The sequence below is a fragment of the Neglectibacter caecimuris genome, assembly GCF_034335015.1.
Taxonomy (GTDB): Bacteria; Bacillota; Clostridia; order Oscillospirales; family Acutalibacteraceae; genus Acutalibacter; species Acutalibacter caecimuris_A.
The window spans coordinates 45,696-71,978 of sequence record NZ_JAWXXK010000005.1 but is presented as its reverse complement, the minus strand read 5'-3'; the positions used below and the strand labels follow the sequence as shown (position 1 = coordinate 71,978).

The 26,283-nt window shown below is 55.3% G+C and carries 28 protein-coding genes and 1 other RNA gene; 12 read left to right on the top strand and 17 right to left on the bottom strand.

From position 1 onward, the window contains the following. Positions 1-81: 81 nt before the first annotated feature. Both rimI and U8T64_RS09510 read right to left on the bottom strand, forming a co-directional pair. Positions 82-549, bottom strand: coding sequence for a ribosomal protein S18-alanine N-acetyltransferase (rimI, locus tag U8T64_RS09515; RefSeq protein WP_322183175.1), 468 nt, complete (start codon positions 547-549; stop codon positions 82-84). 21 nt (positions 550-570) lie between these two features. Next, complete coding sequence (locus U8T64_RS09510; protein ID WP_322183174.1) at positions 571-1,026, bottom strand: arsenate reductase/protein-tyrosine-phosphatase family protein; 456 nt, start codon at positions 1,024-1,026, stop codon at positions 571-573. 226 nt (positions 1,027-1,252) lie between these two features. On the opposite strand from U8T64_RS09510, the gene U8T64_RS09505 reads away from it, so the two are divergent. From U8T64_RS09505 to U8T64_RS09490, 4 genes are read left to right on the top strand one after another with little or no spacing between them, the layout of a single operon-like run. After that, positions 1,253-1,468 carry a hypothetical protein gene (locus U8T64_RS09505; protein ID WP_322183173.1) on the top strand — a complete coding sequence of 72 codons (216 nt, stop codon included), beginning with the start codon at positions 1,253-1,255 and terminating at the stop codon, positions 1,466-1,468. Beyond that, positions 1,459-1,902 carry a DUF2589 domain-containing protein gene (locus tag U8T64_RS09500; RefSeq protein ID WP_322183172.1) on the top strand — a complete coding sequence of 148 codons (444 nt, stop codon included), beginning with the start codon at positions 1,459-1,461 and terminating at the stop codon, positions 1,900-1,902. The genes U8T64_RS09505 and U8T64_RS09500 overlap by 10 nt, the downstream gene beginning before the upstream one ends. A 50-nt stretch (positions 1,903-1,952) precedes the next feature. Next, the gene (locus U8T64_RS09495) at positions 1,953-2,546 is read left to right on the top strand and encodes a DUF2589 domain-containing protein (protein ID WP_322183171.1); all 594 of its coding nucleotides are present in this window, start codon (positions 1,953-1,955) and stop codon (positions 2,544-2,546) included. A 55-nt stretch (positions 2,547-2,601) separates the two neighbouring features. Continuing rightward, entirely contained in the window at positions 2,602-3,255 is a 654-nt protein-coding gene (locus U8T64_RS09490) for a hypothetical protein (RefSeq protein ID WP_322183170.1), read from the top strand. An 818-nt stretch (positions 3,256-4,073) separates the two neighbouring features. Here U8T64_RS09490 and U8T64_RS09485 read toward each other — a convergent pair. From U8T64_RS09485 to yfbR, 4 genes are read right to left on the bottom strand one after another with little or no spacing between them, the layout of a single operon-like run. Further along, positions 4,074-4,922 carry a putative RNA methyltransferase gene (locus U8T64_RS09485; RefSeq protein WP_322183169.1) on the bottom strand — a complete coding sequence of 283 codons (849 nt, stop codon included), beginning with the start codon at positions 4,920-4,922 and terminating at the stop codon, positions 4,074-4,076. Positions 4,923-4,924: 2 nt separating this feature from the next. Then, positions 4,925-7,495, bottom strand: coding sequence for a DNA polymerase I (gene polA / locus U8T64_RS09480; protein WP_322183168.1), 2,571 nt, complete (start codon positions 7,493-7,495; stop codon positions 4,925-4,927). After that, complete coding sequence (gene dusB / locus U8T64_RS09475; RefSeq protein ID WP_367575415.1) at positions 7,492-8,493, bottom strand: tRNA dihydrouridine synthase DusB; 1,002 nt, start codon at positions 8,491-8,493, stop codon at positions 7,492-7,494. The genes polA and dusB overlap by 4 nt, the downstream gene beginning before the upstream one ends. A gap of 47 nt (positions 8,494-8,540) precedes the next feature. Further along, positions 8,541-9,188 (bottom strand): 5'-deoxynucleotidase, encoded by a 648-nt coding sequence (yfbR, locus tag U8T64_RS09470; protein WP_322183166.1) that lies wholly within the window; start codon positions 9,186-9,188, stop codon positions 8,541-8,543. 597 nt (positions 9,189-9,785) lie between these two features. Here yfbR and U8T64_RS09465 point away from each other — a divergent pair. From U8T64_RS09465 to U8T64_RS09455, 3 genes are all read left to right on the top strand, one after another. Then, positions 9,786-10,904: a helix-turn-helix domain-containing protein gene (locus U8T64_RS09465; RefSeq protein ID WP_322183165.1), complete on the top strand. Its 1,119-nt coding sequence runs from the start codon at positions 9,786-9,788 to the stop codon at positions 10,902-10,904. After that, entirely contained in the window at positions 10,901-11,800 is a 900-nt protein-coding gene (locus U8T64_RS09460) for an ABC transporter ATP-binding protein (RefSeq protein WP_322183163.1), read from the top strand. Before U8T64_RS09465 ends, U8T64_RS09460 begins: the two co-directional genes overlap by 4 nt. A gap of 166 nt (positions 11,801-11,966) precedes the next feature. Beyond that, positions 11,967-12,764, top strand: a complete 798-nt coding sequence (locus tag U8T64_RS09455) for an ABC transporter permease subunit (protein ID WP_322183161.1) — start codon at positions 11,967-11,969, stop codon at positions 12,762-12,764. Positions 12,765-12,873: 109 nt separating this feature from the next. Here U8T64_RS09455 and spoIVB read toward each other — a convergent pair whose 3' ends face one another. Next, positions 12,874-13,995, bottom strand: a complete 1,122-nt coding sequence (gene spoIVB / locus U8T64_RS09450) for a SpoIVB peptidase (RefSeq protein WP_322183159.1) — start codon at positions 13,993-13,995, stop codon at positions 12,874-12,876. A 701-nt stretch (positions 13,996-14,696) separates the two neighbouring features. On the opposite strand from spoIVB, the gene U8T64_RS09445 reads away from it, so the two are divergent. The 5 genes from U8T64_RS09445 (at position 14,697) to U8T64_RS09425 (ending at position 18,230) form a co-directional block, all read left to right on the top strand. Further along, positions 14,697-15,377 carry a nucleotide-binding protein gene (locus tag U8T64_RS09445; RefSeq protein WP_322183157.1) on the top strand — a complete coding sequence of 227 codons (681 nt, stop codon included), beginning with the start codon at positions 14,697-14,699 and terminating at the stop codon, positions 15,375-15,377. 51 nt (positions 15,378-15,428) lie between these two features. Next, positions 15,429-15,638 carry a 4Fe-4S binding protein gene (locus U8T64_RS09440; protein ID WP_322183155.1) on the top strand — a complete coding sequence of 70 codons (210 nt, stop codon included), beginning with the start codon at positions 15,429-15,431 and terminating at the stop codon, positions 15,636-15,638. 146 nt (positions 15,639-15,784) lie between these two features. Then, complete coding sequence (locus U8T64_RS09435) at positions 15,785-16,861, top strand: 3-methyl-2-oxobutanoate dehydrogenase subunit VorB (RefSeq protein ID WP_437126001.1); 1,077 nt, start codon at positions 15,785-15,787, stop codon at positions 16,859-16,861. Positions 16,862-16,863: 2 nt separating this feature from the next. Further along, on the top strand, positions 16,864-17,622 hold the full coding sequence (locus tag U8T64_RS09430) for a thiamine pyrophosphate-dependent enzyme (protein WP_322183151.1): 759 nt from the start codon (positions 16,864-16,866) through the stop codon (positions 17,620-17,622). A 47-nt stretch (positions 17,623-17,669) separates the two neighbouring features. Next, complete coding sequence (locus tag U8T64_RS09425) at positions 17,670-18,230, top strand: 2-oxoacid:ferredoxin oxidoreductase subunit gamma family protein (RefSeq protein WP_322183149.1); 561 nt, start codon at positions 17,670-17,672, stop codon at positions 18,228-18,230. A gap of 21 nt (positions 18,231-18,251) precedes the next feature. On the opposite strand, the gene U8T64_RS09420 is transcribed toward U8T64_RS09425, so the two are convergent. The 10 genes from U8T64_RS09420 to dnaX all read right to left on the bottom strand — a co-directional run bounded on the left by U8T64_RS09420 (position 18,252) and on the right by dnaX (position 26,221). After that, complete coding sequence (locus U8T64_RS09420) at positions 18,252-19,022, bottom strand: N-acetylmuramoyl-L-alanine amidase (RefSeq protein ID WP_322183147.1); 771 nt, start codon at positions 19,020-19,022, stop codon at positions 18,252-18,254. A gap of 740 nt (positions 19,023-19,762) precedes the next feature. After that, positions 19,763-20,113, bottom strand: a transfer-messenger RNA (tmRNA) gene (ssrA, locus tag U8T64_RS09415). 178 nt (positions 20,114-20,291) lie between these two features. Next, positions 20,292-20,990: an HAD family hydrolase gene (locus U8T64_RS09410; protein WP_322183145.1), complete on the bottom strand. Its 699-nt coding sequence runs from the start codon at positions 20,988-20,990 to the stop codon at positions 20,292-20,294. Between the two features lie 53 nt (positions 20,991-21,043). Continuing rightward, positions 21,044-21,976, bottom strand: coding sequence for a GNAT family N-acetyltransferase (locus tag U8T64_RS09405; protein ID WP_322183143.1), 933 nt, complete (start codon positions 21,974-21,976; stop codon positions 21,044-21,046). Between the two features lie 12 nt (positions 21,977-21,988). Further along, on the bottom strand, positions 21,989-22,357 hold the full coding sequence (locus U8T64_RS09400; RefSeq protein ID WP_322183141.1) for a nuclear transport factor 2 family protein: 369 nt from the start codon (positions 22,355-22,357) through the stop codon (positions 21,989-21,991). Between the two features lie 36 nt (positions 22,358-22,393). Then, complete coding sequence (locus U8T64_RS09395; protein ID WP_322183139.1) at positions 22,394-22,807, bottom strand: TM2 domain-containing protein; 414 nt, start codon at positions 22,805-22,807, stop codon at positions 22,394-22,396. A 51-nt stretch (positions 22,808-22,858) separates the two neighbouring features. Beyond that, the gene (smpB, locus tag U8T64_RS09390) at positions 22,859-23,326 is read right to left on the bottom strand and encodes an SsrA-binding protein SmpB (protein ID WP_322183136.1); all 468 of its coding nucleotides are present in this window, start codon (positions 23,324-23,326) and stop codon (positions 22,859-22,861) included. A 72-nt stretch (positions 23,327-23,398) separates the two neighbouring features. After that, on the bottom strand, positions 23,399-23,998 hold the full coding sequence (recR, locus tag U8T64_RS09385; RefSeq protein WP_322183134.1) for a recombination mediator RecR: 600 nt from the start codon (positions 23,996-23,998) through the stop codon (positions 23,399-23,401). After that, positions 23,998-24,348, bottom strand: a complete 351-nt coding sequence (locus U8T64_RS09380; protein WP_322183132.1) for a YbaB/EbfC family nucleoid-associated protein — start codon at positions 24,346-24,348, stop codon at positions 23,998-24,000. The genes recR and U8T64_RS09380 overlap by 1 nt, the downstream gene beginning before the upstream one ends. A 49-nt stretch (positions 24,349-24,397) precedes the next feature. Further along, positions 24,398-26,221, bottom strand: coding sequence for a DNA polymerase III subunit gamma/tau (gene dnaX / locus U8T64_RS09375; protein WP_322183130.1), 1,824 nt, complete (start codon positions 26,219-26,221; stop codon positions 24,398-24,400). Positions 26,222-26,283 lie beyond the last annotated feature (62 nt).

Below are 26,283 nucleotides of genomic sequence, written 5' to 3'. Positions count from 1 at the left end.
CCTGAAAAGAAAACGGTACGTTTTCTTTTTGCGGTCTCGTCGCAGGAGCTTTCTATTCCTAAAATCAGCATATACGATCTCCTATTCAAAGCCTTGATTCTTCTGGTTTTCTTCCGAAAAATATTTCGTGAAAATCAATCCGTCCTCCTGCGGGGCGGTATAGAAATTTTTTCTGCGCCCGGCTTCCTGAAAGCCCATGGCTTGATATAAGGCAATGGCTTCCCGGTTTGAGGCGCGCACCTCCAGGGAAAGGAATTCGCCGTTTCGCCGTTTTGCCCTGTTCTCCAGCTCAAGCAGCAGCGCTTTGGCCACGCCCTGCCGCCGGTGCTCGGGGAATACGGCGATATTATCCAGATAGCACTCGCCCCAGGCGCAGTGCATCCCGGCATAGCCCAGAACTTCCTTTTCCTCCACCGCCGTTAGAAAGACGGCCGCCGGGTTTTCCAGCTCTTCCACCAGCGCTTTCCTGCTCCACGGGCGGGAAAAGCAGAGCTGTTCCAGCTCCGCCAGCGCCGCTGTATGTTCGGCTGTCATGGGAATGATCTCCATACTCTCCCGCTTTCCAAAAATTCAGGAAGCGTCCTGTTCAAAGGGAAGCAGCTTTTGCACGCATTCCTGAAAGAAAATTTTTAATTCTTCCCGCAGCTTGTCCCGGCAGACCCGGTAGGCCTCCAGGTCCTGCCCGAAGGGATCTTCAATATAGCTGGGAATATAGATCTTTTGCGCCGGGACGCCTGCTTGCTCCAAAATGTAGCCATGGGTCTTCGACATGGTAAAAAAGAGATCCCACACCGGAATTTCTTCCCCGGTGATGCGCCGTGCCTCGTGGCCGGAAATAGAAACGCCGATCTCCCGGCAGGCTTCTATGGCGTTTTCCGCCGCCGGGGCCCCCTCCACCGCGGAGAGCCCGGCGCTTTGGCACAGCACCTTTTCCTCCAGGCCTTTTTCCCGCATCATCTGGCGAAAAACTCCTTCCGCCATGGGACTTCTGCAAGTGTTGCCGGTACAGACAAATAATATTTTCATGGTTCGCTGAACCCTTTCCGATTTCCGTTAAATTTGCTTTTCCCTCTGCTAATGTTCAGTATACCATTATCCCTTCCGGCTTTCAAGGTTCAGTATGAAAGTAAAAAGTGTTTTCCATAACGCCGGATCGATCAGCACTTCTAAGAAACCGAAGGGCGGCATATAACTTGTCTATCACAGCATGATTTTTCAGAAAGCGAGGTGAGCCGCCATCGAAGCGTTGACGTTGGCAGAGGGCGAGCTGTTCATTTCCGACCTGGGAGAAAACAAAGAGATCTCCGTGGACGGACAGCCCGCCCGGCTCGGCAGGTACGCCGCGATCAAAAGCTCCTCCAACGGACAGTTCCGCGTTGTGGAGGTAAGCTCAGATCTTCAGCACCTGCTGGAAAAATACGGACTTGAAAAACAATCGATAGGAAGGGTCACACACAGATGGAAGTAATGTTTCAGGATCTGATCACTTCGATCGGCGTTTCCGTTCAGGAAGCCAGAAGAGCCATAGAGGACGCCGCTATGGAGCTGTATTTTCAGGGGTATGAAAAGGACAGTGCGGATCAACCGGTATATACCCCTATTCAAAGACGCATTCGGCTTCCTTTGGGAACGGCCTCCGGCAAAATTTTGGAGGTTCCCGTTACCGCTCTGTATCACCACAATGTGATGGAGCTGGACAGCGTCACTGTCAAACTGAAGTTTCTGCCCTGCGGGGTTTCTCAGGGCAATGAAAAGAAGGATCTGCTGCTGGATATCAAGTCTCCAGAAAACGAAGAAGAGCCGGAGCTTCCCTACAGCGAGCTCTCCCTCTCTTTTCAAAGCGCCTCCGCCCCGGAGGGAATGGCCCGGGTCAACGAGCATTCCCTCAAGCCGCTTTCCTGAGTTCTTTTCCCGCAAACTACAATTCGATCTGAAGAAAGGAACGAAACCGTATGCAAAATCAAATGACAACCTCCGCAGCTAATGATGTTACAGAGGCCTTTGCCGGTCTGCCCCTGGGTCTTCTGGTCTGCCAGCCCATTTTAGAGGTGGCGAAGGGGCAGCTTGCCCTGTGCCGGGTTTACATCGACCAACTGCTGGAGCTGGCGTATGTAGATCCCAGCGATACCAGCAAGGGTACCCGCACGATCTCCTTTACCTTTGACCGGCTGATCATCGACAAGGTCACCGGCAAGGAAACCACCAAAACCATGACGCTGAACGTGCCGCTGATCTCCCTGGTGCCCATGCCGGCCTTTACCATGGACGAAACCACTGTGGATTTCAATATGGAGGTAAAGGAAGCTGCCGTGGACACCAACGATTCCTCCTCCAGCCTCTCCACCACGGAAAGCTTCAATTTCTGGGGCTGCAGCGCCTCCATTACCGGAAATGTATCGGCCAACAATTCCCACACCAGAAGCACAGACAGCACCGCCAAATACACCATTCACGCCAGAGCGGTGCAGCAGCCGCCCACAGAGGGCATGGCAAAGCTCACCTCGCTGTTTGCCTCCAGCATAGAGCCCTATGAAAAGACGCAGTGAGACAAGGACAGCACCGCACGATTCTAAGCGGTATTGTCCCGGATAGGAGAACCCCATGCGTTTACCGCCCATTGACAAATTTCCGCCGGAAAGAGATCCCGCCCATGCCAACTGGCAGGATCTGTTTTCCGTTCCGAGCAGGCCAAGTCTGCCCAGCGTTCCTCAGGCGCAAAGCACCGAAACCGGCGCAGACGCCCTTTACCGCTATCTGTACCCCATTGATCCCCGAAAAAATGACCGCGTCGTGATCGGCGTACATACCAGGGGGACCCAAACCGCCCCCAAAAAGCATTTGAAGCCTATTTATGACCTGGCGGGGCTTCCTTTTTGCTGCCACAGCTGCGGTGCGGAAATCCCGGAGATCGTTGCCAATAACAATGGCTGTCCCACCCCCACGGGCCTGTATTCCCTGATTGGCGATCACCAGCCGCCTACCGTAATCTATGAGCTGCTGGCAAACCCCGGAAAGCTGGCAAATTCCATTTTCGGAAAGCTGGGCCGCGCGGCCTTTCTCATTCAACAGAACGACCCACCTCTGACCCTTTACGAATTTAAGGTTGACGGCATTCTCTTTCAGACCAATTCCCGTGACCTGTCGATATGGCTTTCCCACCAGGAGCCCCGAGCTGTTTCCTATGGCTGCTCCGACCAATTTTTGTACCCCCACTGCGAAGCATGCAGTAACGCCCAGGGGAGACAGCTTTGGTGATAGTAGTTGTTAGTCGTTAGTTGTTAGAGAAGGGCGGCGAGCCGCCGCGGGCACTCGTGAAGCTGCTTGGTGCAAAAGGACAAATTCTGACCCGACCGGGAGCAGAACGCTAAATTGGAATTTGTAAGGCTAACGAACAGCAGAAACTTCTTGCCTCCCCTGAATAGGGGAAGAAGGTTGCTTTGCAACCTTCTGGGACCACCGTTAGGTGGGGGAGAGGTTCCAGCTCGCTACAAACCAGCACAAAACCTGCATTTCCCAACTCTCTGCCCAGAACCCCTCAGTCACGGCTTTGCCGTGACAGCTTTCTACGCTGTCGCTTCGGTCGGTGCTGGACGGTCTCCACCGGAGACCAGCACCCCTTTCAGGGGTGAGCGCGTCCCGGTGGGGGGAAGGTCTCCAGTGGAGAACTCAGCTGTCGCTTCAGACATTGCTGAACGTGCCCCACCGGGGCACAGCAACCGCTCTGACCCGTTCTCGTTTGTCAACTCGGTCGTTGCTGGACGTGTGCCACCGGCACACAGCAACCGAGCCGACAGGCGAGACCGCTGATGCGAACCGTTCTCAGCTGTCGCTTCGGTCGTTGCTGGGCGTGCCCCACCGGGGCACAGCAACCGAGCCGACAGGCGAGAAAGCCAAGGGTAACTGCTAAACTGTAATTTACCGGGCGTTGCTTGCAACACTTGTGCCCCTGCCCTTCCTTGCTCATTGCTAATTTCTCATTGCTCATTATGCACAGCAACGCCACCACCGTCTGGCATCTAACATCCAGCATCTAAAAAGCGGGGACTGCGGTAAAACGCCGCAGTCCCTTGCTGTTATGCTTCTTTCCGGTATATCAAAAAATCAAAAGAGATCTCGGTGGAAAAGCCCGTTGTTTGCGCGAGGCGCTGACCGCCCTCCACATCGGTTTTCCAGTAGTAGGGGGTCATGGCAAAGAGATCCAAAGCCGTTTGGGCGTTTGGGATTTGAATCTCTCTTTTTACCTCCTGCCGGGAGACAAAGGAAAAGCCCGGGTATTCCGTGTCCTGCCGCTGGTTCTCATAGGGACGCTCATAGAGAATTTCCTTAAGTCCCAACAAATGCCGTTCTCCCGGCACGGCATAGAGGAAAAATCCGCCAGGCTTTATCACCCTCAGAAATTCCTCCTGGGCCAGGGGAGAAAACACATCGATCAGCAGGTCGCAGGAGCTGTTAGCCATGGGAATGGAAAAGCTGCTGGACACAGCAAAGGAAATGCCCTTATATTTCCCCGCCGCCGCTTTCACGGCCGCCTTGGAAATATCAAAGGCGCAAAGCAGCGCTTCCGGGAAGGCTCTTTGCAGCGCTTCGGTATAATAGCCCTCCCCGCAGCCAGCGTCTAAAATCACAGCGTCTTTCGGGCTGATCGCCGCTTCCTTCAGGCAGTCCGCCGCCAGACCGCACAGCGCGTCCCGAAAGCATTCGTAATAGCCCGCTTCCAGAAACCGGCGGCGGCTCTCCACCATCTCTTTCGTATCGCCCGGAAGCTTTGAGTGCATTTTGTGGGAAAGCAGCAGGGGCAGATACCCCTGCCGGGCCCGGTCAAAGCTGTGGCCCAGGGCGCAGGCCGCTCCCCGCTCTCCGGCTTCCAGCTTTCCGCCGCAGACAGGACAGCAAAATCCGATTTTTTGTGAGCTTATGGCCATGTTTATCCCTTCGCGTCGTACCAGGTTTTTCCCTCGTGAGCGTCCGCCACCATGGGGACGGACAGTTCTACCGCCCGCTCCATTTCCTCTGTCAGCAGCCGCTTTACCTGCTCCGCTTCTTCCTCAGGGCATTCTACGATCAGCTCATCGTGCACCTGCAAAATCAGTTTCGCCTGAAGCTTCTCCCGCTCCAGCCTGGTGCTGACACGGATCATGGCGATCTTGATCACGTCCGCCGCCGCGCCCTGAATAGGCATGTTCCGGGCTACCCGTTCCCCGAAGGCCCGCATGTTAAAATTGGTGCTGCGAAGCTCCGGCAGATAGCGCCTGCGTCCGAAGATCGTTTCCACAAAGCCGTTTTCCCTGGCTTCCTCCGCCACCCGCTTCATATAATCGTCCACGCCGGAATAATTTTTCAGGTATTCCTTGATATATTCCCCGGCCTCCTTGACGGAAACCCCGATATCCTTGGAAAGGGAAAACGCGCCGATGCCGTAAACGATGCCGAAATTGACCGCCTTTGCCCGGCTGCGCATTTCCGGCGTTACCATTTCCTGGGGCATGTTGAACACCCTGGCGGCCGTGGAGGAATGGATATCCCGGCCCTCCAGGAAGTCCTCCCGCATGGCGCTGTCGTTGGCCACATGGGCCAGCACCCGCAGTTCGATCTGGGAATAGTCGGCGTCCACCAGCACCCCGGTCTCCGCCGCGAAAAACTTTCTGAGCTCTCTGCCAATGGCAGTGCGCACCGGAATGTTCTGCAAATTCGGCTCCGTGCTGGAAATGCGCCCGGTACGGGTCTCCGTCTGGTTGAAATTGGAATGGATACGCCCGTCCGGGGCGATGACCTTCAAAAGCCCGTCGCAGTAGGTGGACTTCAGCTTTGCCACCGTTCGATACCGAAGCACCTGGTCTACCACCGGGTGGAGATACCGCAGCTCTTCCAGCACATCGGCGTTGGTGGACCAGCCGCTTTTCGTCTTTTTCCCGTGGGGCAGGCCCAGCTTGTCAAACAGCGCCTCTCCCAGCTGCTTGGGAGAATTGATGTTGAATTCATAGCCCACCTGCTCCACAATGGAATCGTGCAGCTCCGTGACCTGGCGCTCCATTTCTTTTCCGTAGGTTTCAATACTGTCCCGGTCCACGTAAAAGCCCACGTGCTCCATTTGCGCCAGCACGTAAGCCAGAGGGATCTCAATGGTCTCCAGAAGCTCTCTCTGCTGATTTTCATCGATGGCTTTCCGCAGCGCCCCGCACAGCTTCGGCATAACGGCGGCGGAGACCATCACAGCTTCTTCCAGCTCCGGCAGGGCCACGCCATATTCCGCCGCCAGGCGGGGCACGTCGTAGCCGGAAGCGGAGGGGTTCAGCAAATAGCCTGCCAGCGCGGTATCAAAGGCCGTGCTTTCCATTTTGCAGCCCAGCTCCAACGCCTTCCGGTGCAAAAGCTTTGTATCGTGGGTATATTTTTTGATCCCCTTATTTTGAAAGAAGGCCCGGAGAAAGGCTTCGTCCGGCGAAATCCGGCACAGCTCTCCCCCGAAGGAAAAAACCAGGGCTTCCAGGGCCGCGCCCTCCCACCCACAGGCAAAGAAGGCCTCGCCCTCGTCCTCCAGCCGGGGCAGCAGGGAAGCGCCGTCGGAAAGCTCGTTTATTTTGGGAAGCTCCCCGGAGGAAGCCGCTTCTCCCGCCGGAGCGCTTCCGGCGGTAAGGCCGAATTTTTCCAGGAGGGAAAAGAGCTCCAGCTTTACCATGGCCGCCGCCGCTTTCTGAGGCTCCCCTTCCGTTTTTACATAATGGGAAAGCTCGGTATCAATCGGCGCGTTTTTCCGAATGGTTCCCAAATCATAGCTCAAAAAGGCGTTATCCCTGGATTTTTCCAGCTTATCCCGAGTACCGGGCTTGATTTCCAGCTCCGCCAGATGGTCGTAAATATATTGCACGCTGCCGTATTTTTGAATCAGTTCCCCCGCGCCCTTGGGGCCGATGCCCGCCACGCCGGGGATACAGTCGGAGGAATCGCCCTGAATGGCCTTCAGGTCGATCATCTGGGCGGGCGTTACGCCGTATTCCTCCATCAGCTTCTTTTCGTCATACAGGGTCACTTGGGGCTGGCCAAACTTGGTAGTGGCCAAACGCACGGAGGTGTCCCGGGAAACCAGCTGCAGGCTGTCCCGGTCTCCGGTGGCGATCAGGCAGGTATCTCCCCGCCCCTCGCAGGCCGCTGCCAGAGTTCCCAAAATATCGTCGGCCTCCCAGCCCTCACAGGAAACGATGCGGTAGCCAAGGCTTGTCAGCAGCTCCTGCAAAACGGGAAGCTGCCCCGCAAGCTCCGGGGGCATGCCCTTGCGGTTGGCCTTATAGCCCGCGTACTGCTTGTGCCGGAAGGTGGGGGCCTTCCGGTCAAAGGCGATGGCCACGGCGTCGGGCTCCGTTTCGTCCAGCAGCCGCCGGAGCATGGTGAGAAAACCGTAAATGCCGTTGGTGAATTCCCCGTTTTTGGTAGAAAGCAGCTTGATGCCGTAAAAGGCACGGTTCAAAATGCTGTTGCCGTCCAGTACCAGCAGCTTCATAAAATATCCTCTCTCTCTTCAGGTTCTTCCGTATTTTTCCGATACAGCTCTTCCAGCAAAGCGTCCAAATCGGCCAGGGTGGAAAGCTGCCCTGCCCGGCGGCGAAGCTCCGCCGCGCCCCGAAGGCCGTGAACATACCAGCCCACATGCTTTCTGGCCTCCCGCATGCCTCGCTCTTCCCCTTTGTACTCGCACAAAAGCCCGATATGCTTTCGTATGACCACAACGCGCTCGGCCACGCCGGGCGGCGGCAGGATCCGGCAGGAATCTGTGAGATAGGCGTTGATTTGCCGGAAGATCCACGGGTTTCCCAGAGCCCCCCTGCCCACCAGCACCATATCGCAGCCGGTCTGCTCCAGCATTTGGCAGGCGGACTGCGCCCCGGTCACGTCTCCGTTACCGATAACGGGGATCTTCACAGCTTCTTTGACCTGCCGGATAATTCCCCAGTCGGCTTTTCCCTGATACATCTGCTCCCTGGTGCGTCCGTGAACGCTGATGGCGTCCGCGCCCGCCGCCTCGCAGGCCTTTGCCACCTCCACGGCATTCACGGTGTTTTTATCCCAGCCTGCCCGAATTTTTACGGTAACAGGCACGGTGACCCGCTTTTTCAGGGCGGAAACCATGGCCGCGCACTTTTCAGGGTCCTTCAATAGCGCGCTGCCCGCCCCGTTTCCCGCCACCTTTGGCACAGGACAGCCCATGTTGATATCAATGCCGTCCGGCTTCAGAGAAAGCAGCTTCTCCCCTGCCAGGGCCATGGTTTCCGGGCTTTCTCCGAACAGCTGCAAAAATACCGGCCGGTAGTCCCGGCTCAGGTCGGCCAGCGCCGCCGTTTTTTTATCTCCGTATTCCACGGCCTTGGCGCTTACCATTTCCGTTACGGTGTACGCCGCGCCGAATTCCATACAGATTCTGCGGTACGCAGTGTCCGTTACCCCCGCCATGGGAGCCAGCGCCGCTTTTCCCTCTATCTCCAGTGCTCCAAGCTTCAACACAGTCCCTCCGCTTCCTGTACAGATCCTAAAAGCTTTTTGTCTATGGCTTATTTCAGCACCTTGGAAAACACCATTTGAGAACTCTCGGAAAACTTCAAGCCGGCTTCTCTGGTGTAGTCCTGCTCTTCCAGGGTCAGCCCGTAGGAGGGCAGGAATTCCTTCAGAAAATAATCGGCCTCCGGCAGCCCCATGGCCCCGATGGATTTCAGAATGGTCTGCTCGGCCTTGCTGAAATCCCGGTTGCCGCTGCGCCGCTCCTCCACGCATTTGATCACAGCGGAAATTTTATCCGCCGCCTTTACCAGGGTCTTCAGCTCCTCGTCCCGGGGGCCGTCCATGGTCATCAATTCCCTGTAAGCGGGCCGAAGCTCCTTCGGCAGCATGGAGACCAGATGCTCCACCGCCCGATCCTCCACCTCGGCGTAGGCTTTCCGAATTTCCTCAGAATGATACTTCACCGGCGTGGGCATGTCCCCGGTAATGATCTCGGAGGCGTCGTGAAACATGGCCAGCACCGCCGCCCGTTCCGGGTCGTAGCTTTTTCCGAATTTTTCATTGCCTAAGGACGCCAGCGCATGGGCCACCAGCGCCGTTTCCAGGCTGTGCTCGCACACATTTTCCCCCCGGGTATTACGCATCAGCCCCCAGCGGGTGATATATTTCATACGGGAAAGCATCGCAAAAAAATGATACATGCCATCAAATCCTTTTTCGTAAGTAAAAATCCCTTGCCCTGATTCAGAATTCAGTATCCAGAGTCCAGTATTTAGTATATCACCCCCCGAAAAAAACGGCAAGGTACGTTTTTCTTTTCACAGGTTTCTTATTGGGAAACTTTTTTTACATAGAAGTAGCTTTCCTCTCTCTTGTATTTTACCCCTCCGCCACCTATAATAAAAGAGATGAGCAGGAAAGAACAAAAGCAGAACGCTGAATTATAGTTTAATACCCTTAGGCTCCCCTTGTTTACAAGGGGAGCTGTCAGCCGATAGGCTGACTGAGGGGATCGGAAGCTAACGATTCTATGCCGCTTTCTGCGTAAGCCCAATCCCTTCCACCGCCTACCGGCGGTCCCCGCAGACTGCGAAGCAGTCTGTTTCCCCTCTATAAATAAGGGGAGGCAAAGGGCAGATAAATTCCAATTTATCTGCTTCTTAACGGTCGGGTCAGTGATTAACTTCCCGCACCAAACAGCTTCACGAGCGTTGTAACCAACGCTGCAAATCCCAACTTAGCAAACTTTGCCCTTAAAATGCTCATTCCTCTATATGAAAGGGCGGGAGATGAGTCTTATGAACAAAAAAGGCCTTGGCCTTGGCGGGGTCGTTACCGAATACCGCCGGAAACGTGGCATTACCCAGGAAAAACTGGCGGAGCACATGGGTGTTTCCAAGGCCTCCGTTTCCAAATGGGAAACCGGCGCTACCTATCCCGATATCACCCTGCTTCCTAGGCTTGCCGCTTTTTTCGGTCTCAGCGTTGACGAGCTTTTGGGCTATGAGCCGCAGCTGACAAGGCAGGAAATTCGGAAGCTGTACCATGAGCTCTGCCTTCGCTTTACCTGTGAGCCCTTTCCCACTGTGCTGGAAGCCTGCCGGGAAGCAGCCAAAACCTATTTTTCCTGTTTCCCTCTTTTGCTTCAAATAGCCTCTTTACTGCTCAATCATTTCATGCTGGCGAATACCCCGGAGCAGGGGCTGGCGGCCATTCAGGAGGCTCTAGCGCTGCTTCAGCGGATCAGGCGGGAAAGCCGGGAGCCGGAGCTTCTCACACAAGCCGCTGATCTGGAAGCCCTTTGTCTGCTTCAGCTGGGCAGAGCGGAGGAGGTTTTTTCCCTGCTGGGCACAGCCTCCATGCTCCGCATGCCCTCCGAGCCCCTGCTTTCGCAGGCGTATCAGGCCATAGGAGAGCCCCGACAGGCGAGAAAGCTGCTGCAGGCCGGGATCTACCAATCGGTTTTAGAGCTGATCTCCCTGTTAAACGCCTACCTGGAATACCGGGAAAATTCCGATACGTTCCGGGAAACCTGCCGGCGCGCCCTTGCCGTGAGCGAGGCATTTCAGCTGAAAACCCTTCACCCCGCTATCCTGCTGGCCCTGTACCTCACCGCCGCCCAGGGATTTCTCAGCCTGGGAGACAAGGAAGCCGCCCTGGAGCTGTTGGAGCGCTATGGGGCTCTCGCTTCCTCTGAGATTTACCCCATCCGGCTTCATGGCGACTCTTATTTTGATCTACTGGACGAGTGGCTGGAGGAAACCCTCCTGCTGGGCTCCGCCCCGCCGAGAGACGACCAGTTCATTCAAAAAGACATTGCGGAGGCCCTTACGAAAATCCCCGCTTTTACGCCCCTGCATTCCGAGCCCAAATTTCAGGCGCTTTGCAGCCGCCTGCACAAGGAGATGACTCTATGAACGCAATTTCCAGCAACGAGCTTTCCAAAACCTATCCCAGCGGCGCCCGGGCGGTGGATTCCCTGGATCTTTCCCTGGAGCCGGGCGAAGTATTCGGCTTTTTAGGCAGAAACGGCGCGGGAAAAACCACCACCGTTAAGCTGCTTACCGGTATGCTTTCCCCCACCTCGGGCGGCAGCCGGGTCTTTGGCATCGATCCTGCGGCGGCCCCGGAGCAGGTGCATGCCCTGTCCGGCATCGTCACAGAGCACGCCCAAATGTACGACCATTTGACCGGCCTGGAAAACCTGCTGTTTTATGGCGCAGTATTCGGCCTTTCCCCCGAAAAATGCAAGGAGAGAAGCCGCGCCCTGCTGGAACGGCTGGAGCTGGCAGGCGCCGGGGAGAAAAAGCTTTCCGCCTATTCCACCGGTATGCGGCAGCGGCTTTCTTTAGCTCGGGTACTGCTCCACGAGCCCCGGGTGCTGTTTCTCGACGAGCCCACCTCCGGGCTGGATCCGGAAAGCGCCCGAAATATCCACAGCCTGATCCGCACCCTGGCGCAGGAGCGGGGAACCACCGTGTTTCTCTGTACTCACCAGCTTCGCTATGCTCAGGAGGTCTGCACCCGGTACGGGCTGATGGACGAGGGCAGGCTTCTGGCGGAGGGAACGCTTGCCCAGCTCCGCTCTCAGATCTGTCCCGGTGTCACGGTAAAGCTGCGGGCCTCGGACATTCCCACCGGGCTGCCCGGCAAAAAGACAGCGCCGGACACACTGGAGCTTACTGTTTCCGAAGAGGAAGAAATCCCCCGGCTGGTACGCCGGGTGGTGGAAGCAGGCGGCGATGTATACCATGTTTCCGCCCAGCTGCCCACCCTGGAAGAGATCTATTTCAAGCTGACCGCCAAAGCCTGAAATTATGACAGCTCACCATACTGGTTGTTAGTTGTAAGTAATTAGTTGTTAGAAGGACGAGATTCTTCATCGCTATGCTCCTCAGAATGATAGGGTAAGAGCAGGAGTGTTCCTGTCTAGCAACTAACTACTCATGACTAACAACGAAAGATTGAAAGAGGAATTTATGATGAAATCAAAGCTTCCCATGCTGGCCATACTCAAAAAGGATTTTCGCGGGGTTGCCGCCAACAAGCGCATGTTTGCCGCCCTGTGGGCAGTTCCGCTGGTATTCACGGCTTTTCTGCCCGCGCTGTTTCTAGTGGTTTTACGTTTTCTGCCTCAGGACGCGGGAGAGCTTCAAAAGCTTCTCACACTGCTGCCGGCGGAAAAGCAAAGCGGCGAGATAGAACCCACCCTGCTGGGGCTGTTTCTAAACTATCTTCTGCCCGTGTTTTTCCTTTTGATCCCCATTATGGCCTCCTCCATTATGGCTGCCACCTCCTTTGTGGGAGAAAAGGAAAAGCGCACCCTGGAAACCCTGCTGTACGCGCCCCTGACGCTGCGGCAGATCTTTCGCGCCAAGGTGCTGGCCTCCTTTCTGCTCAGCATGCTGGTGTCCTTTCTCTCCTTCTTTGTCATGCTTCTGGTTCTGGAAGCAGGCTCCTTTCTGCTGTTTCAGCAGCTGATCCTGCCGGAGGTTTCCTGGGCTCTTATCATGCTGCTGGTTTCCCCCGCCGTTTCCCTCATCGCCATCACCCTGATGGTGCGGGTCTCCGCCAAAGCCCAAAGCGTGGAGGAAGCCCAGCAGGGCGCAGTATTTCTGATCCTGCCGATCCTCTTGCTGTTCGTAGGCCAATTCAACGGCGTGATGCTTCTCAGTGCCTGGCTCCTGCTTTTGATCGGCGTTGCCTGCGCCGGACTTGCCGTTTTGCTCTTCCAAAGATCGCTGAAAAATTTCCAATATGAAATTCTTTTGAAATAGAGGAATAAACCGGCGCACCGTTCAGCGCTGCGCTTTCATGAATCGCCACAAAAAAGACAAGCCGGGGAAAAATCTGCCCGGCTTGTCCCTTTGCGATGGTCCGTTTTTGTTACGCGGCGTTCCTCTGAGCTTCCTTTTCCCGTTGGATCGCTCCCCTGCACTGTTCCAGCATGGTTTCGGCAAAAATTCCGTACCCCATGGTGGGGTCATCTGTAAACACATGGGTCACAGCGCCGCAGAGCTTGCCGTCCTGCAAGATAGGGCTGCCGCTCATGCCCTGCACGATGCCGCCGGTCAGCTCTAAAAGCCTGGAGTCTGTCACCTTCAGGATCAAATTCTTGGTGGGCTGATTTTTCGCGCTGACTCTCTGAATTTCCGCATCGTAATATTTCGGCCCGCTTTCATCTACGGTGGTGAGGATCTTTACCGGCCCGCAGATCACCTTTTCTCTGGAAAGCACCTCCAGCGCTTTTCCCGCGGGAGGCTGATCCAGCGTGCCGTACACGCCGGTTTCATTATTTGTGAGCAGCCGCCCCATGGCCTCGTCTGAGGAAAAATACCCCTTCAGCTGGCCGGGGTGCTCCGCTTCTCCCTTCAAAATTCCGCAAAGGCTGATCGGCGCAGGCTCTCCACTTTTCAGGGACATCACTCCGCTGGTATCCATATCGCAGATGCCATGTCCCAGCCCGGCAAAGCCGCCGGAAGCAGGGTCAAAAAAGGTCAAGGTACCGATCCCCGCAGCGCTGTCCCGAACCCACATGCCGGTTTTGAAGGAGCCTTCCCCATAAACGGGCGTGACCTCCGCCTCCCATATTTTTTCTCCGCGGCGTATTTTCAGCATAATGGGCTTTCCTGCGCTGGAGCCGATACTGTGGGCCAAATCCGCGTTTCCGGCAATGGTTTTTCCATTCGCTTCCAGCAAATAATCGCCGGGCTTAATGCCCGCTTCGGATGCCGGGCAGCGAACGCCGTCTCCCGTATAAATATCGGAAAGCGAGGCAACAATAACACCGTCTGTAAACAATTTGATCCCAAAAGTGGAACCCAGCGGGATCACTTCTCCCGGAAGCTCCTGTCCGGCGGCTTCCACCGCGGCGGCGGGCTTATAAGCTTTTCCGCCGTTGAATACAGAAGCCTCCACCGCCGCCGGAACAGCCTCCGACGGAAGATTCAGAAAGCTTAAAGAGGCCAGCATGCACATGGCGGTAGCGCCTACGCTCAGGGAAAACATTCGAACCGCTTTACAAAATGCTTTTTGATTCCATTTCAGTCTTTTGATATGATCTCATCTCTTTTCGGGGCGCAAATTGAAAACCGGGCGCCGATGCACCTCGTTTTCGGTCCCGTTTTTACTTTGCCACCCGGTTTCAAAAATATTTTGGCAACTAATAACGCCTCTGCATCCTTTGTGCAGAGGCGAGAATTTTTGGTCTGCCGCATCTATCGGGCGCTGGCATTTGCGCCGGCGAAAGCCGCTCGCCGCCCGATAGAAGGACAGTATTATGAAAGAAAATGAAAATTGAGGATTATGTTCAGGTACTCTTTTTCTCTTTTCACCTCCTTTGCTTTGACTTTAGTTTACCCATAAATTATGAAGGAGTCATAAGCAGATTTTGAAATTTTCGTAAGGAATTTATGAACGCGTCTTGAATGAATTGTAGAAACTGCTGAATTTTCTTTTTCTGCCGGATTTTACCAGACTAAAGCGCCGTTTTTTGTTGAATCCCGCTGTCGATTGTGCTATGATAAAGCAATACAAAAAAGCGAAAGCCGCGAATGACCTTTCCTTTGGCAGAGAAACGCAGTACTGTCTTTTGCAAATCACCCAGCACTACCCGGCCGCCGGAAGCGGTGCTTTTCACTGCCGCTTTGCATAAACATAAAACAGCGCCCCGGCTTTTCCGCCGGACTGTTCTGAAAAGGAACGTACTTATGAAACTACTGGGAAACAGGATCACTGTGATCTGCGGCCACTATGGCTGCGGTAAAACCAACCTTACTCTGAATCTGGCTTTACAGGCGGCAAGCTGCGGGCAGAAGGTCACCGTGGTGGATATGGATATTGTGAATCCCTACTTTCGCTCCTCCGAATATCGGGGGCTGCTGGAGGAAAAGGGGGTCCGCCTGATCGCTCCAGTATTTGCCGGAACCACTTTGGACACGCCTACCCTGCCTCCGGAGATCGCCTCCATTTTCGAGCCGGACGCCGGTGCTATTTTGATCGACGCCGGCGGGGACGACGCAGGCGTTACCGCCCTGGGCGGGCTGCACCGCCGTCTGGAGGAAGCGGGATATGACATGCTCTATGTGATCAACCGCTACCGGGCTCTCTCCCAAACGCCCGAAGAGGCGGCGGCTTTGCTTCAGGAGATCGAAGCCGCTTCCAGGCTGAAGGCGGCGGGGATCATCAACAATTCCCATTTAGGGGTGGAGACCACGCTGGAAACCCTGCTTTCCGCTCTCCCCTTCGCGCAGAAAACCGCGGGGCTGACAGGGCTGCCCCTGCTTTGTTCCACGGCCCCCGATTTTTCCCTGGGGCCGGAAGAGCGCCTGCCGGAGGGCTTTTGCGAGATCAAGCGCTATGTGACCTTTTGCTGGGAAGCTGGCGGCTGATCGCTTATTTCTGTTTATCAAGCATTTATTTTTATAAAGGAGGAAATTTTTATGGCAAGGATCATTGTAGATGAAACAGTCTGCAAGGGCTGTTCCATGTGCGTGAACGCATGTCCCTTAAAGCTGATCGCGCTCTGCAAGGAAGTGCTGAACGCCAAGGGATACCACCCGGCGCGTCTGATGAACCCCGAAAAATGCGTTGGCTGCGCGGCCTGCGCCACCATGTGCCCCGACACGGCCATCACTGTAGAAAAGGACTGAGGACTTGTACCAATAGAATAAAATGTACAGCTTTCCGGCAGATTTTATCGGGAGCCGCGTTTTGCTCCCGGTAAAATCCGCTCGAAAATCTGCACATGGTTCCTATCGGTACAAGTTCTGCAGGCAACACGGGAACAACGGAAAGGATGAAGCATATGAAAGTTTTGATGAAGGGCAACGAAGCCCTGGCAGAAGCCGCTATTCGGGCGGGGTGCCACCATTTCTTCGGCTATCCCATCACGCCCCAGACGGAGCTTGCGGCCTACATGGCAAAACGGATGCCCAAAATAGACGGTACCTATTTGCAGGCGGAATCTGAGATCGCGGCCATCAATATGGTGCTGGGCGCTTCCGCCGCCGGGATCCGCGCCATGACCTCTTCCTCCTCGCCCGGCATCAGCCTGAAGAGCGAGGGTATTTCCTACATGGCGGGCTCCGACCTGCCGGCGCTGATCATCAATGTGCAGCGGGGCGGCCCGGGCCTGGGCGGCATTCAGCCCTCCCAGTCCGATTACTGGCAGGCCACCAAGGCAGGCGGCCACGGCGATTACCAGATCCTGGTGTTTGCCCCCTCTACCGTGCAGGAAATGGTAGATCTGGTTTCCGACGCTTTCGACCTGGCGGATAAGTACCGCATGCCCTCCATGATTTTGGCGGACGGCATGCTGGGCCAGATGATGGAGCCGGTAGAGCTGCCGGAGGAGGGCGCGAAGCAGCCCATAGAAAAGCCTTGGGCGGCCTGCGGCCACGAAAACAAGAGGGAACACAATGTGATAAATTCCCTGTATCTCACTCCGGATAAGCTGGAAAGCCTGGTGCTGGAGCGGTATGAGCGGTATGAAATGATCCAAAAGAACGAGCAGCGGGCCGAGGAATATCTCACCGAGGACGCCGACCTGATCGTGGTTGCTTACGGCGCCTCCGCCCGCGTGGCCAGAAGCGCTGTGAACAAGCTGCGGGAACAGGGACAGAAGGTGGGCCTCATTCGTCCCATCACCCTGTGGCCCTTCCCGGTAGATGTGCTCAAGAAGGCCGCTGCCCACACCAAGCAGATGCTCACGGTGGAAATGAGCATGGGTCAGATGGTAGACGACGTCAGGCTCAGTGTGGACTGTAAGATCCCCGTCAGCTTTTACGGACGCACCGGCGGCATGATCCCCACCCCGGCGGACGTGCAGGCCGAGATCGAAAAGCTTTTGAAGCAACCGGAAAGGAAGGGATAACAATGGCTATCGTATTTCAGAAACCACACGCCCTGACAAACGCCCCCCTGCACTACTGCCCCGGCTGCACCCATGGCATCGTACATAGACTGGTGGCTCAGGCCATCGACGAGCTGGGCGTAGAGGGCCGCACCGTGGGCGTGGCCTCGGTGGGCTGCTCCGTAATGAGCTATGATTATTTCGCCTGCGACATGGTGGAAGCCCCTCACGGCAGAGCCCAGGCCGTCGCCACCGGCATCAAGCGGGCAAAGCCCCAGAACGTGGTGTTTACCTATCAGGGAGACGGCGACCTGGCCGCCATCGGCACAGCGGAAACCGTACACGCCGCCACCAGAGGGGAAAATATTACCGTGATCTTTATCAACAATGCCATTTACGGCATGACCGGCGGCCAGATGGCCCCCACCTCTCTGCCGGGGCAGATCACCCAGACCACCCCCTACGGCAGAGATACCAACACAGCCGGATATCCCGTGCGGGTCTGCGAGCTGCTTTCCACCCTGGACGGCGTGGCGTTTGCTCAGCGTGTGACCGTCAGCGATGTGAAAAATGTGAATATCGCCCGGAAAGCCATCAAAAAGGCTTTCCAGAACCAGCTGGACGGCAAGGGCTATTCCATTGTAGAAGTGCTTTCCACCTGTCCCACCAACTGGGGGCTTTCCCCGGTGGAGGCCATTCAGTGGATGAACGAAAACATGGTTCCCTACTACCCCCTGGGCGTATATAAGGACATCTCGGAAGGCGTCAAGGTTGTAAAGTGATTTAGCCTTACAGACAAGCTGACAAAGAAAGGAACGTGGTCATACACATGAAAAACCTGAATATGATCTTTGCCGGGTTCGGCGGGCAGGGCGTGCTGTTTGCCGGTAAGGTGGCCGCCTATGCCGGGCTCATTGAAAACAAGGAAATTTCCTGGCTGCCCTCCTATGGCCCGGAAATGCGGGGCGGCACGGCAAATTGCAGCGTATGTATTTCCGATGAGCCCATTGGCTCTCCACTGGTCACCAACCCCAATGTGCTGGTGGCTATGAACCTGCCCTCCCTGGATAAATTTATCGATGCGGTGGAGCCCGGCGGCACGGTGCTCATTGACAGCTCCCTCATCGATAAAAAGGTGGAGCGCGCCGATGTGACCGTCCACTATGTTCCCGCCTCCGCTTGGGCGGAGGGAAAGGGCCTAAAGGGCCTTGCCAATATGATCCTTGTGGGAAAGCTGTTCCACGAGGTGTGCGCCGCCAAGGGAGACTTTGGCTTCTGCACCCCAGAAACGCTGGATCAGGCCATTCAAAAATGCGTGCCCGCCCGCAAGGCCGAAATGCTGGGCTTTAACCGCCAGGCGGTAGAGCTGGGCGCAGCCTGCGGCGCTTGAGGCACACAAAGTCACAAATTTTCAAAAATTTAGGGCAGGCTCTTTGAGCCTGCCCCTTTTTGCGCTTTTTCGCTCTATTCTACTGATCCAGCGCTTTTTCAGCTTCTCGTGCAGATCCATGGCCACCTGAGCCACCTCCTGGCGAGTGATCTCCGCCTGGGGTCGAAAGGTGCCTTCCTTGTCCCCGCTCATCAGGCCGTTTTCCATGCAGTAGGCCACTGCGGGCTGGGCCCACTTACTGGTTTGTTTTGCCGCCTGCTCCTTTTCGTACTTCTCCTGATATTCCTTCCACTGCTCGTAAGTCACTGCTTCTTCCTCCATTTCCTGTTGTATCATGTTCAAAAACCGCTGCCAGCCCAGGTCTAATGTTCTGTGGGGGCAGTATTTCCCGTCATAGTCCTGGTGCTTTGTTACCTTGTCGATGCCCCAGCCGTATTGTTTCAGCAGCTGGGCGATCAGCTCCGCCGCGTTTCGCTCCGCCTTCTCAAACCGCTCCCCGCCAGACTTCGACCAGCAGATCTCAATATGGATCCCCTCCATGTTTCCCTCGCCGTGACCGTCCCCGCTGCCCCACGCGTTCCGATCCAGCGGCAGGCCCCGCACGGCCTCCTTTTCGTCCACGGCGTAGTGGCAGCTCACCTCATAGCCGTTATTTGCCATGTAGGTGATCTCATTCAACGCCGGGGCATCGCTGGCCGTGTTATGTACCACGATCCGGCTGGGGGTCCGAGTATAGGAACACTTGAGACAATATTTGCTTTCCGGGCAGAGCTGTTTTCTGATTTTTATCATATCCTTCCTCCTTACAGAAGCCTAAAAACACAAGAATGTTTTGCGGTTTGGCGCAGCCAGCAAAGCTTCAGGAAGCTTGAAAACAAAGTTTTCAAGCTTTTATTTCAGGCAGTCCGGCTACACTGGTCAGCAAAGACAAAATTCCCGCCAGCGCCGCCGCGCTTGCCACCATCGACCAATTCACTTCTCCCAGCACTGCGGCGGGGGTGACGGCTCATTCACCTGAAACCTGAAACCGTACCTGACAGCGTAATTGAAAGCCTGGCTAGAACGATTCTTCCCCATATGCGCCGCTTCTTTGAAAGCCCGGAGGGACAAAAGCAACTCGAGGAATGGAAGAAAGCCAAAGGAGATGAAATAGAACAACATAAAAAAGAATAGCTAAAAGAAAACGGCTCCCACTTTATAGGTGAGAGCCATTTCCTCTTATTCTGCTATTTCTTCCCGATAAAGGAAAAATCCAAACCCATTTGGCAATACAAATAGGTTCGGATTATTCCGATTTGGTGGAGCATAAAAAGCAAAATCCAAACTCTTTGAGTTTGGATTTGCACTGTTTGGTGGAGATGGTGGGAATCGAACCCACTTTGTCCGAAACGCCGCGCGGAGCTTCTGCTGTCCGCTGCCTTCTCCCCGCGACGCTCCTGAAATCCGCTTCGCGGATTTCCTTCGACCGTAACTCTGCTGTTTCGCCATCTCCACCACAGAAAAAACCCACCCTTGCGGGTGGGCCTTTTCTGTGGTGGAGATGGTGGGAATCGAACCCACGTCCGAAAAAGAATTACCAAGGCTTTCTACGAGCGTAGCTTATCGTTTGGGATTCCCCCGGCCCGGCGCTGAAAAGCAAGCTTCGGGTTTCGGTAGCCTTTTAAGTCATGGCAGGGCGAAAGGCGGCGCGCCTGCTCACGTTCACCGCTCATCGACGCTCTTATCCCGGCCGCGGTGCTCCGGGTAAGAACGGCTGCTTATTTAAGCAGCAACAGCAACAGTATTGTTGTCGTTTAATTTTAAAGTTTGCGGATTTTATCGCAGTTCCGCACTGCGGCTCGCTTACCAGGGCTCTTCTTCCCCGTCGAAACCTTTACATCCCCGAATTTAGATTTTAGTAAATTAGTTATTAGCTAAGAGCACCGGACTTTTCTATTATAGCCGCTTTAGATTGCTTTGACAAGTGGAAATTGTCGGAGAAATGGCTTTACAAAAAGCGGCTGCGTCGCCTGTAACGCCGTTGAAGCGGTGATCGTAGGTTTCATTTTCGAAAAGCCCGTACTAAAAAACAGCGCACAACTCTTCCAGGTCGTGAATCACATATTCCGGCGGGCTGATTTCCTCCGGCAGTTCAAAAAACGGATTGGGCGGAAACCAGACGGCGGGCATCTGCGCCTGGTGGGCGCACAGAACATCGAAGGGGTGGTCGCCTACATAGATGCTGTTCCCGCGGGGGACGCCGATATTTTGGCAAGCAAGCTCCAAAATTTTCGGATCCGGCTTATAGAGATTTACCTCTTCGGAAATGATGACGCTGTTAAAATAATCGGTCAATTCCAAAGTTGACAATGTTTCTCTTACCTGTGAATGGTTGTTGCTGACGATCCCCAGAAAATACCCCTTTTCTGAAAGATACCGCAAGGTCTCCCTCGCATGAGGCGTTACTTGATACTCCATCGGATATTTTCCGTACAGCACCGGCAAAAGCCGGTCGGTCAGCTCCTCGTTCAAAGGCAAGAACCGGCGATAGGAGGAAAGCACACCCGCAAAAAATTCCTCGTCACTGGCGCGCACGCCGGTTTCGTTTTCTTTTTGAATTTGCTTTCCTATCCAAAGCTCGCTTGCCGCATATGCTTTTTCTACCGTTTCCTGTGACACCTCAGGAGAAACAGAGGAAACCACTTCCCAAATCTTTTCAGGGAGAGACGGTTCCTTTAGCAGGAGCGTATTGTCCAAATCGAAAAGAACACACGAAATCATTTGCGTCAGCTTCCTCTCTCATCAAACCGGCACATTTCTATGAATCTTTTCATTCATCTTTCTACCGCAAATCCCTTTCTGAAATGCAGCCAGTGAATGCCGTCCTCATAGCCGATTTTACTGTAAAACATGTCCCCGCCGCCGGTCATGAGCTCCGCGCCAAGGGGCTTCAGGGTTTCGTAGTGCTTTGAAAGAGCCGCTGCCGCAAGGCCCTTCCTGCGATACTTGGGGATCGTGCAAAGCGGCTCCATGTAGGCCAGTTTGTTTTTCGGAACCCACCACATACCGGAAAAGCAGGCGTATTCCCCCTGTTCGTCCGCAATGATCACATTGTATTCATGGGTTGCGTGCGGGGGAGGCGCTATGGTAGAGCTCAAGATACCGTGATAAGATCTGGCCGGGGTCCACTCTGCCCCGATCTCCTCCTGCCAGTTTTCAAAAGCTCTCTTGTCCTCGTGATCGAAGCCCTTCCAGGTACAAACTGCCAGCTTTAGAGGGTCGCATTCTTGAGGAGCCACAAAATGAAAGCCCTCCGGCAAAGGATAGCGCAGCTCCGTTTTCCGGAAATCGCAGATGAGGTCTACGTTTTCCCAGGACAATTCATAGCCTCTTTTTCTGACAACCTCTAGAAAAGCGCTCTGCCCGCCGAACAGCACCAGCTCCTGCTGGTTTCTGAAGCTGGGCATAGCCTGCTCCGCATAGATCACCATTTCCTCCGCCAGCTCCTCATACCCCGGGCGAAGGCTGAAAAAGACATGGGTAACAGGGTCTTCATAAAACACAAAGCCAACCACCTGAGCGCCGTCAAGCCACAGCCTGTTCAAGTGCAGATAGTCCTTGTTCATCCAGGAAGAGGTAAGGGCATATTCAAAAAACGGCGCCGGCGCGCCATTTCCAAAGGAATGCTCATAGACCTCTTCCATAAAATCCCATACCAGTTGCATATCTGTCAAGGGCTGAAATTGCTTTGTTGTGATTTGTTTCATGTAATCTTTCTCCTACCGAATCGGCACGCCAAGATGCTTTTCCAACCGCCACTGAGGCGCGGGACCGTCATCGCCCCAATACTCGTCTATAGAACATATCTTTCCGTCTTGTACTTTGATAAAGGACGTGACATGAAAAGAAGCGGAATTGTCCACTGAATAGACACGAAGCACCGTAATGATCAAATCATCAAGGCAATGCTTACGCTCGATTTCGCCCGCCCATTTTCCAGGATATTCGCAGTTAGCGCGGATAAATTCCTCCACAGTAAATCGCTCGTTTGTGCAATGCCAGTTCACAACGGCATCTTTTTGAAAATATGCGCTGAGAGCATCAGCGTTCTGCTGTAAAACATCTATCCAAAACCGCTCAATATCCATCGCTTTTCCCCTTTAACAGCGCTCGTTCCACAGATGTCAGTTCCCCAGCGGGATCCCCCTGGCGTCTACATTGATGGAGCCCACAAGGATCATGATCGCTTCGATAAAGCTCCAGATCCCGGAAACAACGGCCAGCACTCCGCAGCTCAGAAGAGTCAGCAGAAGCTGAGCCACGGCCTTTCCCGTGTAGCCCAGGTAAAAATTGTGCACCCCGAAGCAGCCCAGGAAAATTCCCAGCAGCCCGGCGGCAATTTTTGATTTTTGCTGGCCCTGATACGCATAGGGCATAGGGGTAAGCGCCACTCCGCAGTTCAGGCAGACCGCCGCCCCGGGCATGGTCTGTGCCCCGCAGCAGGGACAAAAATTCACCCCTGTGCCTGCCGCCACGCCGCAATGAACACATACCGCCGCGTTTTCATAAATTTCTCCACCACAATTTCTGCAAAACATACCCATTCTCCTTGTTGATCAGTCTTTTATTGAGTCCCTGTAAAAGTGCGCTTACCGGTTTCGTTCCTTCAACTCCCGCTCAATGTTCCGCTGAGCGTCCCGCTTGGCCATATCTTCCCGCTTATCATAGTTTTTCTTGCCCTTGCATAACCCCACCTGCACTTTGACCCTGCTGTCCTTAAAATACAGGGACAAGGGGATCAGGGAATAGCCCTGCTGCTTGACAACACCGTACAGCCGCAGGATCTCCCGCTTGTGCAGAAGCAGCCGGCGCACCCGCATGGGATCCCGGTTAAAGATATTGCCGAAATCATAGGGGCTGATATGGCAGCCGTTTAGCAGCATTTCCCCGTCTACCACAGAGCACCAGGCGTCCTTCAGGTTCGCCCTGCCCTGCCGGAGGGATTTCACCTCTGTACCCACAAGCTCAATCCCGGCCTCAAAGCTTTCCTCCACGAAATAGTCATGATAGGCCTTCTTATTCTGGGCAATGGTCTTTGTATTTGCTTTTCCCGCCATAACAGTCACCACCTTTCACAGATATTCGGACATATCGCAACCGTTCATTGCTCATTCCTGATTGCTCATTTTTTACAGCTCCTGCCTTCCCTGCATGGCTCTTTGCAGGGTCACTTCATCGGCGTATTCCAAATCGCCGCCTACGGGAATGCCGTAGGCGAGGCGGGTCACCTTCACGCCCAGGGGCTTTAAGAGCCGGGAAAGGTACATGGCAGTGGCCTCTCCCTCCACAGTGGGGTTGGTGGCCATAATGACCTCCTGCACCGTACCGTTCATGCGGGCAAGCAGCTCCTTGATCCGAAGCTGATCAGGGCCGATGCCGGACAGGGGGGAAATGGCCCCGTGCAGCACATGGTACTGGGCGTTATATTCTCCCGCCCGCTCCAGGGCAAACACGTCCTTCGGCTCCTCTACCACGCAGATCACCGATTTATCCCGCAGGTCGTTGCGGCAGACGGGACAAAGCTCGCTGTCTGTGAGATTACAGCACACCGAGCAGTAGTGGATCTTCTCATGGGCCTCTACAATGGCGGAGGCAAAGCTTTCCGCCTCTTCCCTTGTCATATCCAGCACGTGATAAGCCAGCCGCTGGGCATTTTTGTGGCCAATGCCCGGCAGGCTCTCAAATTTTTCCACAAGCCCCTCCAGCGGGGGAACATGGTAATTTCCCATCAGAACATACCGGGAATGCCCATGCCGCCGGACACAGCAGACATTCTTTCCTCTTTTTCCTGATTGGCCGCGCGCAGAGCCTCATTGACGGCGGCGGTCACCAAATCGCCCAGCATTTCGGCGTCCTCCGGGTCAATGACCTCCGGCTTGATCTCCACCGATCTCACTTCCAGCTTTCCGGTAACGGTGGCCTTCACCGCGTCCCCGCCGGAGGTGGCGGAGTATTCCTTTTCCTCCAGCTCGGCGGTGATCTCCGCGATCTGCTCCTGCATTTTCTGGGCCTGCTTTGCCAGCTGCTGAAGATTGGAGGCGCCGCCTCCGCCGTAGCCTTGGGGTAATCTTGCTTTCATAGGTGTTCACAGTCCTTTCTTTCATTCAAGATTTATTTTTTATCTCCTGCTAAAACGGAATGGAATCCTCCGGAAGGGGAGGCAGCTCCTCTTCCGCTTCTTCCTGAAGGGCAATGCCGGATTCCGCCGCCCGGCGGGCCAGCTCCTCCAGGGGATCGCTTTCCTTCTCCGCTGCTTCCTTCCGATAGGGCCCCAGCCGGTAGGTTCGGCCGGTCACATGGCGAATGGCCTCCCGCATGCGCTCCCGCTGCTCCGGCCGCTTTAAGAGCTCAAAGGCGATCTCCGGCGCGTCGATGAGCATATAGTCCCCGTTGATATAGGCGGAGGAGCCGGAAAATGCCATGGCCACGCTTTTGGTGGAATTTTTGATCACCTGCAGAATTTCCGGCCAGTCCCGGAAGCGCTGGGCCTCTGCGGAAAGAGCCCGAATATCCACCGCGGGAGCGGGCTTTGCCACCTGCTTTTCAGGGGCCGCCGGTTTCCCGGGCTTTTCCTGCTCTAACTCTGCCGTCGGTTCTGCCGGCAAGGGAGCCTGCTCAAAGGCGGGAGTCTCCTCCGGAAGCTCCGGTACAGACTCCTCCGGTAAGTCGGCGGAAGGCTCCGTCAGTTCCTTCGGAGGCTCCTCGACAATAGGCTTTTCTTGCACAGGCGCTTCCTGCTCTCTCGGCTTACTCTCCTTCGGCGGGGTCTGCTCCACCGCCGGGGGTTCCGGCACAGGCTGCTTCCTTCTCAGAACCGGCGCGCCGCTTTCCAGGGCCTCCAGCCTGCGGAGCAGCGCCTCCGGCGCGGTGTCCAGCTCAGGAGAGCACAGCCGCACAAAGGCCATTTCCAACTGGGCCCGCTGGTTGCTGTAGCGCATTTTATTCAACGTCTCTTCAAAGGTATCCAGGCCGTGCAAAATGGAGGAAAGGCTCACAGACAGAGCCTGCCGGTTCATGGTCTCCCATTCTCCGGCGGAGGCCGCCACCAGCCGGGAAGCGTCCTTCATGGTTTTGATCAGCATCAGGCCGCGAAAATATTCTGCCATTTCTTCACACAAGCGGCTCATATCCTTGGATTCCCGATAGAGCTCATCGATCATTCCCAAAGCGCCGGAAATATCCCGCTCCGCCACCGCCTGGGCCAAAGAGGAAAGGTAGTCCCTTGCCGCTACGCCCGCAGTGCGGTTTACGGTTTCCAGAGTCACATGGCTGTCCCGTCCCAGGCACTGATCCAACAGAGAAAGAGCGTCCCGCATAGCGCCGTCCGCAATCCGGGCAATGAGCAGGGCGGCCTCCCGGTCCAGGCCCGCGCCCTCTTCCCCGGCCACGTATTCCAGCCGGTCGGCGATGGCCTCCGGGGAGATCCGCCGGAAATCGAAGCGCTGGCAGCGGGAAAGGATCGTGGGCAGAAGCTTGTGCACCTCGGTGGTAGCCAAAATGAAGATCACATGGGCAGGAGGCTCCTCCAGGGTTTTCAGCAGGGCGTTAAAGGCCGCCACGGAAAGCATGTGCACCTCATCGATGATATACACCCGGTACCTGGCGGCAGCCGGAGTAAAATTGGATTCCTCAATGAGAGAACGAATGCTGTCCACCCCGTTATTGCTGGCGGCATCGATCTCCACCACGTCCAAAACGGAGCCGTCCTCCAGGCCCCGGCAGACCTCACATTCCCCGCAGGGATCTCCGTTTTGCGGGTTCAGGCAGTTTACGGCCTTGGCCAGAATTTTGGCACAGGTGGTTTTCCCCGTGCCCCGGGAGCCGGTAAACAGATAGGCATGGGCAACGCGCCCTCTGGTCAGCTCATTTTTCAGGGTCACGGTGACCTGGGGCTGATCCACCACGTCCGCGAAAAAGCGGGGCCGGTATTTTCGGTAGAGCACTTTATACATAGACAGCCGCCTCCCTGAAAATATGCCGAAAGAAAACATATGGCAGAAGCCCGGTAGAATAT

Bases quoted from the DNA above. Each gene is read 5' to 3' on its own strand.
- rimI (WP_322183175.1), bottom strand. From the start codon at position 549: ATGGAGATCATTCCCATGACAGCCGAACATACAGCGGCGCTGGCGGAG.
- U8T64_RS09510 (WP_322183174.1), bottom strand. From the start codon at position 1,026: ATGAAAATATTATTTGTCTGTACCGGCAACACTTGCAGAAGTCCCATG.
- U8T64_RS09500 (WP_322183172.1), top strand. From the start codon at position 1,459: ATGGAAGTAATGTTTCAGGATCTGATCACTTCGATCGGCGTTTCCGTT.
- U8T64_RS09495 (WP_322183171.1), top strand. From the start codon at position 1,953: ATGCAAAATCAAATGACAACCTCCGCAGCTAATGATGTTACAGAGGCC.
- U8T64_RS09490 (WP_322183170.1), top strand. From the start codon at position 2,602: ATGCGTTTACCGCCCATTGACAAATTTCCGCCGGAAAGAGATCCCGCC.
- U8T64_RS09485 (WP_322183169.1), bottom strand. From the start codon at position 4,922: ATGGCCATAAGCTCACAAAAAATCGGATTTTGCTGTCCTGTCTGCGGC.
- polA (WP_322183168.1), bottom strand. From the start codon at position 7,495: ATGAAGCTGCTGGTACTGGACGGCAACAGCATTTTGAACCGTGCCTTT.
- yfbR (WP_322183166.1), bottom strand. From the start codon at position 9,188: ATGTATCATTTTTTTGCGATGCTTTCCCGTATGAAATATATCACCCGC.
- U8T64_RS09465 (WP_322183165.1), top strand. From the start codon at position 9,786: ATGAACAAAAAAGGCCTTGGCCTTGGCGGGGTCGTTACCGAATACCGC.
- U8T64_RS09460 (WP_322183163.1), top strand. From the start codon at position 10,901: ATGAACGCAATTTCCAGCAACGAGCTTTCCAAAACCTATCCCAGCGGC.
- U8T64_RS09455 (WP_322183161.1), top strand. From the start codon at position 11,967: ATGATGAAATCAAAGCTTCCCATGCTGGCCATACTCAAAAAGGATTTT.
- spoIVB (WP_322183159.1), bottom strand. From the start codon at position 13,995: ATGTTTTCCCTGAGCGTAGGCGCTACCGCCATGTGCATGCTGGCCTCT.
- U8T64_RS09445 (WP_322183157.1), top strand. From the start codon at position 14,697: ATGAAACTACTGGGAAACAGGATCACTGTGATCTGCGGCCACTATGGC.
- U8T64_RS09440 (WP_322183155.1), top strand. From the start codon at position 15,429: ATGGCAAGGATCATTGTAGATGAAACAGTCTGCAAGGGCTGTTCCATG.
- U8T64_RS09435 (WP_437126001.1), top strand. From the start codon at position 15,785: ATGAAGCATATGAAAGTTTTGATGAAGGGCAACGAAGCCCTGGCAGAA.
- U8T64_RS09430 (WP_322183151.1), top strand. From the start codon at position 16,864: ATGGCTATCGTATTTCAGAAACCACACGCCCTGACAAACGCCCCCCTG.
- U8T64_RS09425 (WP_322183149.1), top strand. From the start codon at position 17,670: ATGAAAAACCTGAATATGATCTTTGCCGGGTTCGGCGGGCAGGGCGTG.
- U8T64_RS09420 (WP_322183147.1), bottom strand. From the start codon at position 19,022: ATGATAAAAATCAGAAAACAGCTCTGCCCGGAAAGCAAATATTGTCTC.
- U8T64_RS09410 (WP_322183145.1), bottom strand. From the start codon at position 20,990: ATGATTTCGTGTGTTCTTTTCGATTTGGACAATACGCTCCTGCTAAAG.
- U8T64_RS09405 (WP_322183143.1), bottom strand. From the start codon at position 21,976: ATGAAACAAATCACAACAAAGCAATTTCAGCCCTTGACAGATATGCAA.
- U8T64_RS09400 (WP_322183141.1), bottom strand. From the start codon at position 22,357: ATGGATATTGAGCGGTTTTGGATAGATGTTTTACAGCAGAACGCTGAT.
- U8T64_RS09395 (WP_322183139.1), bottom strand. From the start codon at position 22,807: ATGTTTTGCAGAAATTGTGGTGGAGAAATTTATGAAAACGCGGCGGTA.
- smpB (WP_322183136.1), bottom strand. From the start codon at position 23,326: ATGGCGGGAAAAGCAAATACAAAGACCATTGCCCAGAATAAGAAGGCC.
- recR (WP_322183134.1), bottom strand. From the start codon at position 23,998: ATGGGAAATTACCATGTTCCCCCGCTGGAGGGGCTTGTGGAAAAATTT.
- U8T64_RS09380 (WP_322183132.1), bottom strand. From the start codon at position 24,348: ATGAAAGCAAGATTACCCCAAGGCTACGGCGGAGGCGGCGCCTCCAAT.
- dnaX (WP_322183130.1), bottom strand. From the start codon at position 26,221: ATGTATAAAGTGCTCTACCGAAAATACCGGCCCCGCTTTTTCGCGGAC.